Origin of the sequence: Sphingobium chlorophenolicum (assembly GCF_000722875.1) — a bacterium.
In the GTDB taxonomy this organism is placed as follows: domain Bacteria; phylum Pseudomonadota; class Alphaproteobacteria; order Sphingomonadales; family Sphingomonadaceae; genus Sphingobium; species Sphingobium chlorophenolicum.
In genome coordinates this window covers 22,588-37,442 of sequence record NZ_JFHR01000018.1, presented here as the reverse complement: position 1 = coordinate 37,442, position 14,855 = coordinate 22,588, and the positions used below count along the sequence as shown (strand labels likewise).

At 62.5% G+C, this 14,855-nt stretch carries 15 protein-coding genes; 9 read left to right on the top strand and 6 right to left on the bottom strand.

All coding sequences use genetic code 11. The annotated features are described in order from the left end of the window. Positions 1-8: 8 nt before the first annotated feature. The 5 genes from BV95_RS09660 to BV95_RS09640 all read left to right on the top strand — a co-directional run bounded on the left by BV95_RS09660 (position 9) and on the right by BV95_RS09640 (position 5,390). A complete protein-coding gene (locus tag BV95_RS09660; RefSeq protein ID WP_037450695.1) occupies positions 9-209 on the top strand; it encodes a hypothetical protein in 201 nt (66 codons plus the stop codon). Between the two features lie 38 nt (positions 210-247). Next, positions 248-868: a hypothetical protein gene (locus BV95_RS09655; protein WP_234703137.1), complete on the top strand. Its 621-nt coding sequence runs from the start codon at positions 248-250 to the stop codon at positions 866-868. A 40-nt stretch (positions 869-908) separates the two neighbouring features. After that, positions 909-1,997: a hypothetical protein gene (locus BV95_RS09650; protein ID WP_037450693.1), complete on the top strand. Its 1,089-nt coding sequence runs from the start codon at positions 909-911 to the stop codon at positions 1,995-1,997. 104 nt (positions 1,998-2,101) lie between these two features. Continuing rightward, positions 2,102-3,760: a hypothetical protein gene (locus BV95_RS22700; RefSeq protein ID WP_051749689.1), complete on the top strand. Its 1,659-nt coding sequence runs from the start codon at positions 2,102-2,104 to the stop codon at positions 3,758-3,760. 7 nt (positions 3,761-3,767) lie between these two features. Continuing rightward, complete coding sequence (locus BV95_RS09640; protein ID WP_037450691.1) at positions 3,768-5,390, top strand: hypothetical protein; 1,623 nt, start codon at positions 3,768-3,770, stop codon at positions 5,388-5,390. Here BV95_RS09640 and BV95_RS09635 read toward each other — a convergent pair. Further along, positions 5,387-5,905, bottom strand: a complete 519-nt coding sequence (locus BV95_RS09635) for an SOS response-associated peptidase family protein (protein ID WP_037450688.1) — start codon at positions 5,903-5,905, stop codon at positions 5,387-5,389. The two genes, BV95_RS09640 and BV95_RS09635, sit on opposite strands and share 4 nt — an antisense overlap. Before the next feature lie 57 nt (positions 5,906-5,962). Between BV95_RS09635 and BV95_RS09630 the strand changes: the two genes are divergently transcribed. Beyond that, positions 5,963-6,577, top strand: coding sequence for an SOS response-associated peptidase family protein (locus BV95_RS09630; protein ID WP_037450680.1), 615 nt, complete (start codon positions 5,963-5,965; stop codon positions 6,575-6,577). A gap of 31 nt (positions 6,578-6,608) precedes the next feature. Beyond that, positions 6,609-7,478 carry a DUF4238 domain-containing protein gene (locus BV95_RS09625; protein ID WP_051749688.1) on the top strand — a complete coding sequence of 290 codons (870 nt, stop codon included), beginning with the start codon at positions 6,609-6,611 and terminating at the stop codon, positions 7,476-7,478. A gap of 29 nt (positions 7,479-7,507) precedes the next feature. On the opposite strand, the gene BV95_RS23025 is transcribed toward BV95_RS09625, so the two are convergent. Further along, positions 7,508-7,684 carry a DUF3606 domain-containing protein gene (locus tag BV95_RS23025; RefSeq protein ID WP_081873334.1) on the bottom strand — a complete coding sequence of 59 codons (177 nt, stop codon included), beginning with the start codon at positions 7,682-7,684 and terminating at the stop codon, positions 7,508-7,510. 141 nt (positions 7,685-7,825) lie between these two features. Between BV95_RS23025 and ligD the strand changes: the two genes are divergently transcribed. Both ligD and xth read left to right on the top strand, forming a co-directional pair. Then, positions 7,826-9,694: a DNA ligase D gene (ligD, locus tag BV95_RS09620; RefSeq protein WP_037450679.1), complete on the top strand. Its 1,869-nt coding sequence runs from the start codon at positions 7,826-7,828 to the stop codon at positions 9,692-9,694. Next, positions 9,691-10,497 (top strand): exodeoxyribonuclease III, encoded by an 807-nt coding sequence (xth, locus tag BV95_RS09615; protein WP_037450678.1) that lies wholly within the window; start codon positions 9,691-9,693, stop codon positions 10,495-10,497. Before ligD ends, xth begins: the two co-directional genes overlap by 4 nt. A gap of 21 nt (positions 10,498-10,518) precedes the next feature. Here the strand turns inward: xth and BV95_RS09610 are convergent, their stop codons facing one another. The 4 genes from BV95_RS09610 to BV95_RS09595 are packed head-to-tail and all read right to left on the bottom strand — an operon-like array spanning position 10,519 to position 14,782. Next, a complete protein-coding gene (locus BV95_RS09610; protein WP_037450677.1) occupies positions 10,519-11,433 on the bottom strand; it encodes a restriction endonuclease in 915 nt (304 codons plus the stop codon). Between the two features lie 29 nt (positions 11,434-11,462). Then, positions 11,463-12,560, bottom strand: a complete 1,098-nt coding sequence (locus tag BV95_RS09605) for a DUF4238 domain-containing protein (protein ID WP_037450676.1) — start codon at positions 12,558-12,560, stop codon at positions 11,463-11,465. Continuing rightward, positions 12,561-14,000 carry a DUF6035 family protein gene (locus tag BV95_RS09600; protein WP_037450673.1) on the bottom strand — a complete coding sequence of 480 codons (1,440 nt, stop codon included), beginning with the start codon at positions 13,998-14,000 and terminating at the stop codon, positions 12,561-12,563. 8 nt (positions 14,001-14,008) lie between these two features. Next, positions 14,009-14,782 carry a BrxR family transcriptional regulator gene (locus BV95_RS09595; protein WP_051749687.1) on the bottom strand — a complete coding sequence of 258 codons (774 nt, stop codon included), beginning with the start codon at positions 14,780-14,782 and terminating at the stop codon, positions 14,009-14,011. Positions 14,783-14,855 lie beyond the last annotated feature (73 nt).

Here is a 14,855-nt window from a genome sequence, read left to right as displayed (position 1 = left end):
GACCGATCATGGCATGGGATTTTGACGAGGGCGGCAAGTTCGGCAGCGAGAAGGCGGCCGAGGATTACGCGCGCCGCAACGGCCTCAGCGAGGCGGACTTCCGGACGCGACGCAAGGGCGATCAGGTCGAGCTGGAGATCCGGCGCTCGGCGGTCGACGGGCGGCGCCTGCGCGACAGCAATGAAGGCCGAAAGGACGGCTGGTTTTAAGGGGGAGGGCCAGGATGGGCATCGATGATCGCGATTAGATGCGGGAGCGGCGCCGTCGCGAGACGGCGGCACGTCTGGGGAGCGCTTCGTGGATCGACGCGAAAGGCCGTGTCGAACATACGGGGCTCTGGATCGATCCGAAAGGAAGCCGGCCGAGGTTTGCGGGCCACGCGGCTCAGAGGTGGATCCTGCTGCTGTCGGCCGTGGCGATGCTCATCCCGATGTACGGCGAGGCGCAGCGGAGGGGCTGGATTCCGGATTTTGAGGCCATCCAGCCCTTTCCCGAAACAGGCTCGGTCACTGTTGCTGGAAATGTCGTGGGCTTCGTCAGCAAAAGCTCGCTCACGATCGCGGCCAGCGCGGCCAGCGCCGTGGTTCAGCTCTACGACCCGGACACGAACCAGCACGCACTGTCGATCTATGTCGGTGCCAATGAGCGGATCGAAGTTCCGGTGCCGTCCGGAACCTACCGGGTCCGGTTGATAGAAGGACAGAAATGGCACGGGCCGAAACGGTTCTTCGGCCCGAATACATCCTATGAGACGGTCGCGGACTTGATGAAGTTCGATCCCGGCGCCGGGCACATCATCGATCTTCATCGCCGTCCAGACGGCAATTTGAAGACAAGATTGATGGTCACCGGCCCGCGGCCGCTTTAGGCTTCGGGCACATCAACGGGGGGACAATTGGGGCGTTGCTATGACCGGACACGATGAGACGATGCTCAGCGCCTTCGGGATGGACGGCGACGAGATCTTCGCGGCCATGAGCCGAGCGCATTCGCTGGTGACAGACGAGGAAACTGTCCGGGGAATGGGCGAGTTCACCAATGCCTGTCCGGCTGCCGACAAGCGAAAGGCTGATGCCGTGCGCGGCACCAGCGAATGGCTTGCCGGCGCCGGCACCGCGTCGATGATCTACATGTACAGGGATGATCCTTCAGCGCTGAACTCCTGGGCGGCGCTGCTCGACCGCGTCCTTACCCAACCGCCCTGCTACCGGGATCTCGCCGACTGGTGGCTGTTCTTCTCGGCGCTGGAGGCCGAGACAGGCTTTCAGCTTGAACGCTGCACGTCGAGAAAGGGGGAGCAGGGCCTCACCGCGCATTTGCTCGAGGCGTTGGCCACACAAGGCAAGGCCTGGTCCGAAGTCATCGCGCCGGCCGTCGCGCGCAACGGTGCCACGCTCGCGATCAGCGACATCGATTTGCAGGTCGGAGGCGGGGAGCAGGTTACCGGCGGCGACTTCGGGCTGATCCTCGACTTCGACGGCCGGATGGTCCAGCCCGGCGCAAGGCGAGAGGTGGAGGAGCGCCGTATTATTCCGCTGATCTTCCAGGCCAAGCGCTACGCACGGCCAACCGCTAGCGTCTCACAGGCGAACAAGCTGCGTGGCCCCCAGCTGAACCTGCTTGCGGCCAATGACTGCGCCTCGGCCTATATCTTCTACGAGAATCTCGGCGATCAGGAGACGCCACTGCCGCCTCTCGTGAAGCCCGCCGAGAGCGTGCGCAGCCCGACGACGACCGATGTGCTGGAGGATAGCATAGACTTTGCGACCTATCTGCTGCGCGCGGCAACCAACCCCGCGGCCGCGCCGCGCGCGCGTTCGCCCGACGACGCGCTGCGCATGATATTTTCCAAGGCGCTGCCCTCCGACCTGTCGGCGCTGGTCGTGGTGTCGAGCGATCCGACAGCCACCAACCGCTATCGCTCGAGCTGGTCGATGCTGCAGCACATGCTGCGCCATCATGGAAGTGAAGGCGAGGAAGTTCACGAGCAAAACTAGCGGGCACCTGCGCCAGGGCTGAGCACCGCATTCTCTCTGCTGCCGGGAGGGCTGAGCCGTGATAGCAAGATCGCCAAGCGAAAACGGGGCGAATCAAGAGCTGAATGCCGAACTACATCTTCTATTCCTGGCAGAGCGACACGGATAACCGTATCGGCCGGGGCCTCATCCAGTGGGCGCTCGATCGTGCGATCAGAGCTCTCAACGCAGACGCCGATGTCGATCCTGCAGACCGCGACCTTCACGCAGATCGTGACACCGTTAACGTGAGCGGCATGCCCCCGCTCGCCGACACTATCTTCGGCAAGATCGATCGGTCTGTCGCCTTCCTCTCCGACCTCACCCATGTCGCGACCCGGACCAAGGGCCAGCGTTCGCCCAATCCCAATGTGCTGCTCGAGCATGGCTGGGCACTGAAGTCGCGCGGGTGGGGCAGGATGGTCGGCGTGATGAACACGGCCATGGGGCACCCGGACGATCATCCCCTCCCGTTCGACCTCACGCACTTCAAGCGCCCGATCCTGTTCCACTGTCCGGCCGAGGCGAGCGATGAGGATCGGCAGGCGGCCCGGCTCGGTCTGCAGAAGGATTTGGAAAGCGCGCTTCGCCTGATCCTCGACGATGAAGTGCTCCGCATGGCGCAGCCGCCGGTCGAGCCTCATCCGCACGATGTCGAGTTGCTGCAGCGCTATCGCGCGCAATTTCCCGAGCCGCTGCGCCTGTTCCTGCGCGAGCATAATTTCGGAACTCCTTACCCGCGCAAGGCGCTCGATCCGCTCGACGACATGGCCGCCACCTGGGCAGGCGCCGCGTTCGATTTCGAGGACGAGACGCTGCAGAAGGCTGCGGTGGCTGTCCGCGCGGCGAACACGTCGCTCATGGAGTTGGTCTACGAGCGGGTCCACGTCATGGACCAAAACCACAACATGGCCTGGGTGAAGACGGACGAGGATGTCAGGCGCGGTATGCAGCCGGCAACCCTCGCCGCGGTTAAGGAGCTGAACACACGGTCGACGACCCTGATCGATGCGATCGATGCCTTCGAGAAGGTCGGGCGGTCGCGGATCCGCGTCGCGGCGCAGCCGCCCGCCGCCCCGCAGGTCGACCCCCGATGGGAAGCGGCTCGGAACGAGGTCAACGAGCTGGCGATGGACCGGATGCGCGGGGGACTTCCAGAGATCGTCGCCGTGCCCAGCATGACACTGCGCATCGTGCCGCTCGTTGCCATGGATCGGCCTGCGCTGGATCCGAAGCTCGTCATGACGGCCGCATTGCGCTTTCCGCCTGACATGCAGGTCCGAGTCCAGTCGGACTCGGACGAGCGCCAATGGTGGAGCTATGGGCTTCCGCGGATCCCGACGGACAACAATCCCGAGACCCGGTGGCGCACGCGCTTCGTGCGACCTGGTGCCATCGAATTCGAGACGATGATCGGTGCGCGGGTCGATAACGATCCGCAGATCGTGGTCGATGGCCGCGAGCTTGAGACTGCGATCGTCACCCATCTCGAGCGCCTCGCCGGCGTGCTCGCCGCGGTTGGGCTCACCGGCCCGGGGCTGGTCGCGATCGCCTTTCGCGGTGTTGAGGACGTCGAACTCACCCGCGCGCGGGGTGGTGGCCGCACGATCCGCAAGCCCGAGCTGCTTCTGCCGGAGCTGCGCGTCGACGACCTTTCCGCACCGATGCAGCCGCTGCTGCGCGATCAATTCAATGTCCTTTGGCAGGCGTCGGGCTGGGCCGACGGCTCGCCCTCGTTCGGTTGAACTGTCCGTGATCCTCAAGCCGCCGCCGCCAGAGAAGGGGGACGCCGGCCTCGATGCGTTTCGCGCGGACGCGAAGCTTTACGAAGACACGTTGAAGAACCGGACCTGGCGCGCGCTCTACCGGGGCGACCTCGCCAAATGGCAGAAGCTCTATGCGACGCTCTCCGGCAAGCGGCCGCCAGGCTCGCCGGCGGCAATGCACTTTGCTAAGCTCTCGAAACTGTGCGGCGAGCTCCTCGCCGAATATGGCCCGGAGGCTCCGGCCAAGAAGCGGCCCGCCAAGACGGTCGAGCCGGTGCCGCTGTCCTATCCGGACTTTGCCGACGACATCACCCACCGCATCCATTTCCTCGAAGGCTCCGGCATTCGCAGGCGGCGCGCCGTGGAGCTTGCCACCTACGCGCCCGCCGTCTCCCGCCAAACTTCGGCGCGCGGGCGCGTTCTCGTCTCGGTCGGGGTACGCAAGGACCAGGTCCGGCTCTACGAAAGGCTGGTGGAAGCCATCGGCGATCTCGCCATGGGGGACTATTCGGCGGCTGGTTTCGATATCGGCTATGTGATGCGGCCCGAAGGGATCCCTGAGGGCCAATCCTGGACCGCCACACCGCTCGATCCCGCGCTGCCGATCGCGCGTGTCTGGGAGGACAATAATCGGTCACGGAGCTACGGCCTGCAGGCTCGGCTGATGGGCAACCAATGGCGCGGCGTGGATGGAATCGGACTGCCGGCCGACCTTCCCGATGTGAACGCCGGCCCTTGGGACCCCGATCCACATTGGCAGCGCGTGCTGGACCTCACCGAGACAGACCAGCTTGAGGAGGCCCTCGCGCTGGTCGAGGCGATCCCCGGCCGCGACCGGGAACCCCTGTTCGACGAGGTCATCTACCTGCGGTTCCTCACTAGGAGCCCGCTTCAGGCGCAGGACATCCGGGTGCTGGCGCGCAAGCACTGCCAGGAATCGCTGATCTCCGGGCGACTGCTCGAGGAGTTCGAAGCCTTTCTCGATCATCTGGACGCCCAGTTCGCGCTCGAACCGCCCGTTCTTGGAGAAATGACCAGGCTGCGGCCGGACTTCGGGTCGTCGATGATACCGCCGCTGCCACCGTCCGCGGATTGGGCCACCTACCGGCGCCACATGGCCCAATTCTCAAATCCAAGCGGCCAGCGCGGTCGGATCTTCTCAAGGAATATCGGCGTCGCCGACACCGGCGCGTCAGAGTTCTTTGCGAGCGCCATGGTCGCGGCCGAGGAAGCCTTCCGCCGCGAGCGCTCGATCCCTGAAATCGGGCGCGGCTGGGTGTCCGAGGTGGCGTTGCTCGATCTCGTCCGAACGATCTGGCCATCCGCCGTCCATCAATGGCGTCCTCCGTTTCTCGGCATGCAGTCGATCGATATCCATGTGCCCGAGCTGGGTCTCGCCATCGAGTATCAGGGCCAGCAGCACTATGAGCCTATCGCGCTGTTCGGGGGGCAGGAGGGCTTCGAGCTCACCTGCGCCCGCGACGAGAGGAAGCGCAGCTTGCTTGCGCGTAACGGCGTTCGGCTGCTCGAATGGCGCTATGATGTGCCGATCACTCGCGCCGAGTTGATCTCGCAGCTTGGCGGTATGGCGATCACCGTTCCAGACTAGAGCGCGAGCGCCTTCTGGCGCGGCCCGCTCGTAATCTCCTCAACGATGAAGGTTCGCGCCGGCGGCGTCTCGAGAAGGTCGGCCTCCGGGACGCTATTGTCGAGCCACTGCATGCGCTGGCGCCTTAGGATGATCGCTCCGTGCCGATCCTGATAACGGCTGACCTCGGGATTGGCGGCCACCGTGATGACCCGGAACGAGAGGGGCCACTCGGCCATCGCCGGCTCCCACACTGCGGCGAGATAGAAGAAATTGCCGTCGTCGAGCTTCACCCGGTACTGCTTGTCGCCCACCGTCATATGGAACTCGGACGCGGGAACGAGGCAGCGCTGCGTCGGGAATGTCTTGCCTTCGGAGCGCACAAACCGAAACGAAGTGCCGTCGCTAAATCGGGGATTGGAGCCCCACCGGGCCTCGACCATTTCCAATTCTTGCATATCGTCCGGATTTCGCCGGATGATGGGTAGCAGCTTCTCGAGGGGCGCCTCGGAGTCGAACGGCGTTGGCGTGGACATGGTAAGAACATATATGGAACACGGATGAGTCGCAAGAACAAGCGGAACGGATGACCGATGTGCAATGACTATCGTCTGGAGGTCGACATCGCCTCGATCGTCGAGGATTTCGAAGACCTCAAGATCAAGATCAAAATGCCTGAGGGCACGCCAAACGTCGCAGCTCGCGAGGACATCAAGATCAGCGATATCGCGCCGATCGTCCGAAGTGGCGAGGGCAGGAGCATCGGCGAACTGGTCAATCGACGATGGAGCTGGCCCGGCCACAACGGCAAACCCGTCTACAACTACCAGTCGGAGGGCCGGGAGTTCACGTCGCATCGCTGCCTGATCCTCGCCGACGGGTTCTACGAGTTTACCCAGCCCCAGGACCCTAAGCAGAAGCGGAAGACCAAATGGCTCTTCACGATGCGCGACCACGACTGGTTCTGCATCGCCGGCATCTGGCGCTCGACCCCCGAGGGAGAGGCGTTCACGCTGCTCACCACCGAGCCCGGAGAAGATATCAAGCCCTATCACCGCCGACAGATCATCCCGTTGCCGCGCGATGCATGGGCCGACTGGCTCGATCCCACCGTGCCGGCGAGCGAGGTCCTGCGCGTCCTGCCCAAGGGCAGCCTCATCCCGACCCAGGTCTATCCGCCTCTCAGCGTGCAGCAGGCGCTCCTCTGAACGCGCAGAACACCATCGTCGGGGAACGGGTTTGAGCGACCCCGATCGCCACCACTTCCTGCCGCAATTCTACCTCTCACGCTGGGCGAATGCGCAAGGGAAGCTCTCAACCTATTCGCGCCAACGCGGAAAGCTGTTCGTCCGCGAATATGCGCCAAAGACGATCGGGGCGGAGAGGGGGCTCTATGCGCTGAACGGCGTTCCGCCCGAGCATCGCAACGCCGTCGAACGCGATTTCATGGGGCCGGAGATCGACGATCCGGCCGCGAGGGCGTTGCGGATTCTCCTCAGCGCGCAGCCCTTGCTGCCAACGGACTTGCGCATGGCATGGGTTCGCTTCCTGATGTCCCTGCTGGTGCGCCTGCCCAACCTTCTACGCAAACTTAAGGCCGATGCGTCGGAGACGCTGGCACGGGAGATCGCGGCGCGGCCGGAGGAGTATGAGGCGCTGCGCCGTCCTGGGCACCCGCAGACCTTGATGGAGTTTCTGAAGGAGCGCGGCGTCGGCGGCCTGATCGAGGGTTTTGGGACGACGCTGATCCCGGGTTTGGTCGATCTGCCCCAGATGAAGGCGGACATCGCTCGAATGGACTGGCGCGTCTTCCATTTCCGCGACGGCCCCTATGGCCTGGTTACAAGTGATTTTCCGATCTGCATGTTGCCGGGCCTTGCATCGCCCAATTGCCTGATCTCGCTGCCACTCTCTCCGACGGCAATCTTCCTCGCGAGCTATAACAGCGAGCTGCTGAACCAACTCGACGCCCTGATGCCGCCGGCGCTGATCGATGCCGCCAATCGCATATCTATCCAGAGTGCGCAGCAATATGTCTACGCGGACACCCGCGACTATTTCGGCCTGGTCGACGCCAGTCTCGCAACGACGGTCGAGCCGGACCGGTGACAATCAATCCGGCTCGCGGGTGGCTGCAACTAGCCTTTGAGATGCTTCTCGACCGCGTCGGCGCTGTTGCCCACGGCGTCCACCGCCTGCTGGAGGCGATCACGGCTGACGCCGAACTTGTTGGTCCAATACTCGACCTCATAATCCTCGCCCATAGCGATACGTGAGCTATCCTGCGGCGCGCGCAGCGTTTTGTCGTCAGACATGCGTTTCACTCCATTGTTTGCTGAACTTGAAACGCGCTTGATTCCGGTCGGTTTCCAGGTGCCTGCGCGGAGAGACGCTCTCAGTTGATTAGCTGTCGCACGGTGCGGGAACCCGATCGACGGGAATCGAGTCTTCTTCCCATGGCAGCGAGCGCGAAACCGAAGCGAGAAAAGGTGCGTGATACCGGTCAGTTCTCACTGCCCGCCTTTCGCCCTGTCCAACTCGCGACACTGGTAGACAGCGTGCCTTCTGGCGCGCGCTGGCTCCACGAGATCAAATATGACGGCTATCGCCTGGAGCTGGCCGTGGGTGGTGGCGAGGCCCGCGCTTATACCCGCTCCGGCCTCGACTGGTCCGAGAAGTTCGCCGCGATCGCGGCCGATGCGGCCAAACTGAAGGTGGGTTCGGCCCTGATCGATGGCGAGGCTGTCGTCGCGGATCAGAATGGTCGATCAAGCTTTCAGGCACTTCAGGGCGCCCTGAAGGGGGCACCAGCCTCGATCGAGTATTATGCCTTTGATCTCCTCGAGCTCGATGGTGAAGACCTCACGGGTTTGCCGCTGACCGAGCGTAAAGCGAGACTGCGCAGGATCATCCCGACCCGCGGCACCCGCCTGCATTACTCCGATCACATAGAGGGCAGTGGTGAGAAGCTGCTCCACAGCTTCTGTGACGCTGGTCTGGAGGGCGTGATCTCGAAGCAGGCAACCGGCCGGTATATCGGGTCGCGATCGGGTGGCTGGCTCAAGACCAAGTGCATCAAGCGCCAGGAGTTTGTGGTTGTCGGCTGGACACCCTCCGACAAGTCCCGGGCCTTTCGGTCACTGATGCTCGGCGTTCATGAGAACGGCGAGCTTCGATATGCCGGAAAGGTCGGCACCGGCTTCAGCCTGGACGAGATCCAGCGCCTCATGGAGACCATGAAGCCCCTCGAGCAGAACGTGGCTACAGTCAAAGCGCCGCGGGCCGACGCGCGAGGTGCGCATTGGCTCAGGCCCAAATTGGTTGCTGAGATCGCCTTCACCGAAATGACGAACGACGGGACGCTGCGGCATCCGAGCTATTTGGGCCTGCGCGAGGACAAGAAGCCCGAAGCTGTGGTGCTGGAAACAGAGGCCCACGTCGAGGCGGTGGCCGAGCCGGCGACCTCATCGATCGCCATCAGCAATCGTGAACGGGTCGTCTTTCCCGAATCCAACATAACGAAAGGCCAGCTTGCAGACTATTATGCGGCGGTTGCCGGCGTGATGCTGCCGTGGATCGGGAGCCGACCGATCAGCCTTGTTCGTTGCCCGCAGGGACGCGCCAAGAAGTGCTTTTTCCAGAAGCACGACGCCGGCAGCTTCGGCGACATGGTCAAGCACCTCGGTATCCGGGAAAAGGACGGCCACGAAGAGCCCTATCTTTATCTCGATACGGCCGACGGGCTGCTGACCTGCGTCCAGATGGGCACGATTGAGTTTCATGGATGGGGTGCGCGGATCGAGGACGTCGAAAAGGCGGATCGGCTGGTCTTCGACCTCGATCCCGATGAGGGCCTCGACTTCGAGGCTGTTCGGACCGCGGCCTTCCACTTCCGGGATATTCTCAAATCGATTGGGCTAGCGACCTTCCCGATGGTCACCGGCGGGAAGGGCGTCCATGTAATCGCGCCGCTGACCCCGCAGGCGGAATGGCCGGAGGTAAAGGACTTCGCGCATCGCCTCGCTCAAGCCGTCGCCCAGAGTGATCCGGAGCATTTCACCGCCGCCCTTCCCAAGGCGCAGCGCAAGGGCCGCATCTTCATAGACTATCTGCGAAATCAGCGCGGGGCGACTGCGGTCATGCCCTACAGCGTTCGCGCCAGGCCTGGCGCGCCGGTCGCTGCACCGATCACCTGGAAAGAGATGGAATCGATCGACAAGCCATCGCACTTCGGCATCGGATCAGCCGCCGAGTTGGTCAGACGCGCGCGATTCAAGACGCTTTCCGGTTGGGGACGCGCCAGCCAAGTCCTGCCCGACCTGTGAAGATAGCGACCTACAATGTGAATGGCGTCAACGGACGCCTGCCCGTTCTCCTACGTTGGCTGTCGGAAGCCGAGCCCGACGTCGTCTGCCTGCAGGAGCTCAAGGCGCAACAGGACAACTTTCCCGAAGCGGCGATCCGGGACCTTGGCTACGATGCCATCTGGCACGGCCAGAAAAGCTGGAACGGCGTCGCGATCCTCAGTCGTGTGGGCGACATTCACGAAACCCGACGCGGTCTGCCGGGCGACCCTGATGACAGCCACAGCCGTTACATCGAGGCAGCCGTCAACGGCATTCTGATCGCCGGCCTCTATCTCCCGAACGGTAACCCGCGACCCGGTCCCAAATTCGACTATAAGCTCCGCTGGTTCGAACGGCTGATCCGGCATGCCGACGAGCTGTTCAAGTCCGGCCTACCCGTGATCCTCGCCGGCGACTTCAACGTCATGCCGACAGAGCGCGACGTCTACAAACCCGAGCGCTGGCTTGACGACGCGCTCTTTGCGCCTGAAGTCCGGGCCGCCTATTTCAGGCTTCTCGAGCAAGGCTGGACTGACGCTCTTCGGGCGATGCACCCGGATGAGATCATCTACACCTTCTGGGATTATTTCCGAAACGCCTACCAGCGCAACGCCGGCCTTCGGATAGATCACCTTCTGCTAAGTCCCGCGCTCGCGGATCGCTTGGTCGACGCTCAAGTCGACCGTGACGTACGCGGATGGGAGAAAACGAGCGATCACGCTCCCGTCTGGATCGAGCTGGCAGCAGAAAAGGTCAGACGGCGCAAAGGCTCATCCCGCTGATCGGCCGGGCATTGCTGGGCGTCATGTGACTTTTTCGCGCAGCCATGACGATAGGCCGGCATCGACCACCATTCTGGCCAGACGCTGCGGCCCAAGCATGATCACGCCCTCCGGGGCCTCATCCTCGGGGATAGCACCTGTGTGCCAAACGAAAAACATTCGGTCGTAGGCCTCGGCTTCCTCCAGACGCACCGCATAGTCATCCAGCGCAGCACGGCTTGCCTTGGATTTTACTTGGACGAACGCTCGCTCGCTGGTGCTAGGCAGCACGAGCTCAAGGTCGATAGTCTTTTGAGTTCGCCCGAGTTGGCTGACCCGGCGCCAGCCGCTCGACGAGAAGATCAGGTCGACGAGCAGCTCAAAATCCTGCCAGGTCAGGAGCCGCATCAGCGGAATGACGGCCACCATGAGCGCGCTCTCCGCCTCCTCTGCCGCGGCCACTTCAGGCGACAGTTCGTCGCTAAGCCGACGCAGCAGATAGTCGGCAGCGGCGACGTCGCAGATCGTGCCCCTGAACATCTGCACCTTGAGAAGATGGCCGGAGAGGCGGTCGGCGGTCAGCAGCGTGCCGCCTGTCGTGGTGCTGTGCCAGCCATCCAGCGTCGATCGGCGGTGGCTGTTGTCGTCGAGGATTTCGATCTCGCCGGACGGCCGGCACCAATAGAGCAGACCGCCCACGAAAGTGATGAAGATGTCTGTCTCGTCGCTCTCGTAGAAGGCGCGGATCTGCTTCACGTCGCGGGTCGCAGCGCCGGCATCTCCCCGAATGCGCATCATTGCCTCACGAACGGCCGCCCAGTCTCCCGCCGCGCAAAGGACATGCGGTGCCTCGCGATAGCCAAATCGGAGGACACCGTCGTGGATGCTCTCGGTTTCCCAATCGCCTTTGCGGCCGAGCTTAATGTAGTAGACCGAAGATGCCGTGACCGCTCCCATTCAACGTCCTTCCTGCGAGGCTTCTCGCCTCAGATCGACACTTTGCGATAGCCTTCACCGCGCACGAAGCCCTGCTCGAGACACCATAGACGGGTCAGGCCAGAGCCGGTGTTGTTGGAATAGGCCCGTCCGTTCGGCCGAAACCGCAAGAATGACGGCCATGCTGCCGGGACCGGATGGTTCGACACGACATGCACGAGTACCTTTTCGCCGTTTCGGATGTCCGTGAGCTTCCTGACCGCATAATATTCGCCCCAGTCACTCGTCTTTTCCAAGACAGCCTGCGTCGCAGTCTGGCGGGTCTCTGGGCGCAGTGGCTTGGTCGTCTCCGTCTGTGCAGCGATTAGCTCGCGATCCTCCCAATCCCGAAAATAGAGGTTGGCCCAACAGCCCATGATCTGGTGAGCATTGAGAGCGAGGATGTCGTCCGATCGATCAGCATCGATCCAATGTGCGTGGTGACTCGAGCTGTAGACCGCCCCGTCAAAAAGGACAGCGCAGAGCTTTGGGGTCAGTGGCAATATGAATATCGCCCCGGCTGTTTTCGCCCCAAAGCTCGGTCGACCCTTCCGGGGCCGCTGGATGTGCAGGCGGTTCGTCAATACCGCCGGATCGTCTGACGTCACGAACGGCGAGTCAGTTCGATTTCGCACGATGCATAGCGTCAGATCGTCAACGATGCGCATCGTGTCCTTGTAACTGAGCATCGCCACCTGGACCGCCTCCTTCGCTGCTTCTTTGACGGTCGGGACCGGCAGGTCGGAACCGGGCACATCGTGCAGCGCCAGCACCATCTCGCTGGCTTTGAATGAGGCGGCCTCCGTCCGCAGATACTGGAGATAAATGAAGCGCTTCAGCACGATCTCCACAGCGGAGCCTATCGCGCCATTGTCCGACAGGTGGCGAATGACGGGTCCATAGGGGTTCTCGATGAAGTTGATCGCATTCTCCAGCAGCCGGTTCTGCCCATAGAAATAGTCCCCGGAGCACTGGTTCCTGACTGGCGCGTTGGGGATCGCCTTCATGCGGTCGAGGTTGAAGAGATTGATCGCCAACCCCTCGCCCCCCACCGTGAATGGGCGAAGGTGGACCCGCGGTACGAAGTGCTGGTTTTTGTTGTCGGCCATCTAGTCGGCTGTCTTTTCGGTCGGCGGCTTTCTGCACAGTTCGTTTGAGAGAAAGCCGAAGAGCCGGTCCTCGTCCTCGGCGAGCTTGAACAGGGGGTCAGTACGCATGAGAGACCGGTAGCTCCTTATCTTCCTTTTCCATTTGCCGGTTTTGTCCAGCTCCTCGAGCAAATGGAAATTGCCGTAGGCGCGCAGCAAATGTCCAAATCCGATGATCAGCTCAGGGTGCTGGTGAAGTAGATGATGCGCCACTTCCAGGACGTCCCGATGGCCAAACCCGACAGGAACTCCGGTGCGGGCTGTCTCGATCACCCACACCATGCGCATCGGCACGAGGATGTCGCATGATGGACCTCCTAGGTGGTAGCAGAACGGCACCAAGGCATAGTTCAGCGCTTTCCACCGCTTTTCATGCTCGACCGGGTTGATCTTATCCGGCGCGGTCAACGCCCATTCGAATGCTTCACTCCTTAGCTCGTCTTCGATGCGAGCGATGGCCTCACGATGAGCGGCCTCCGCTTCTACGCGCTGACGTTCTCGCGCTTCGCGAAGCTCGGCGTAGCAGGCAGCTTCGGCCGCATCGAAATCCAACGCGCAAATAGTTTGGCGATCGACGTCGATCTCCAATTCGTCCCATCCGACCAGCCGCTCGATCCAATCGTCTACAACCCGGTCGCCCTCTATTCTGGGCTGCCGATGCCAGACCCGAAGCATGAATCGACCGGCTGAAACGGACGCCGCTGCGGTCGCCTCGTCCACTACGAGGACATTTGAATTATTGCCGAACAGGATGTCGTCGGTCGTCATGCGACGATAATTTGGGTCGAAACCGGGCAGGATCCACACAAGCGCGGCGCCCTGCTCTTTGTAGAAGATCTTGCGCCCGAGCACGACGTCTAGGAACGTCGTGCTCAATTGCACTTCGAAGGCCAGTCTAAGCTCGTCGATGCGGGCGGCGACGTCCGGTCGCCGAAGGCCCTTCGTCCCCTCACTGGCATGCCACGTCTTTTCGACCACAACTTCTCGAAAGCGTGGATCGGCCTCCAGGCTACGGACCAACAATTCCTTGATGCGGAGGTGTGCGCCGCTCTCCTGGGCGCCGCGATATTTCATCGCTCGGATATCTGCCTCGGACAATCCGGTGCGCGTCACCGCCGGGCATGAGCCATCTTCCGACCGGTGCCGGAGGTAGAAGTTCTTGTGCATGCTGCTGGCGAGGAAAAGCGTCACACCGCAAACCGGGCAGGCCAGTCGAGGTTGGCCCGCAAAAGCCGCCAGCTTGAGGCATTCCCTCAATCGTATCGCCGCGTCATACGGAAATGCACTGATCAACCGCTTAGCGTCCAAGATTTTTCCTGTCCGCAGGCTTCGAGCCTCGGGGATCGCTGGGTCCTCGACAGGGGTGGCGTGCTCTCGCGGCGCGACGGTGACGTTAGCCATCGGCGCGCCTAAAATCGTTCGAGACGGGCGCCGGGCCGGTCGAGCCCCCAGCGTCGCTCGACGTAAAAATCGAGTGCGCGCCGGGTCTGAAAGGTCAGTGCCTCGCCTTCGAACCCAAATTCCCGCTGCACCGCGCGCCGTTGATCGGCTGATAGATCAGACCGCGGCCGCAGCCTCACCTCGACGATGGTCTCCCAGTCGATGTCGGGAGGGAGCTGTTCCTTGATCGGCCGGGTCGCGAAACTACTGTCGGCCGACACCCGGATCGGAAGAAAGTCACGCCACTCCTTCCTGTCCTCGCTCCAAGCCCTGACATGCAATCGCTCGCCGTCGCTCGCAATGTGCGTTGGCGCGATCCATTGGCGATCGCGACGGCCGCTTGTCATCGAAACATAGTCGATCTCCACGAAGCATCGCTGCTCGATCGCCTGATTGAGTTCGCGCATGACTTCCTCGGGGCAATGCCGGGCGGGGCCTGGCAATCGGGCGAAGGCATCGCCGTGGGCTTTGGCATAGATCGCCTCGAGCGAAGCCGGGGCCGGTGTGTCGCTCAGCCCGACATGGCCTTTAGCGGCCACATACATCTTCCTGACCGGATCATATGTCGGAGCCGGCGACGCGACCCGTTCAAGATATGTGCGAAAGTCGACCGCCGCTTGAGCGTTCGAGATGCCGAATGCCGCGATGAGGTCGCGCCGATTCGCCTGTCCCAACCAGGCGAAGCACTGGTCAAGATAATGGAGGCGTGCCCGCATCGCGGGTTTTGGTTCGACTTCGGTCATGAGGGGAGCATAGTTGACTCCAGTCGGGGAATCCATCTAGTTTCTACACGAATAAAAATTATACGGACTCAGG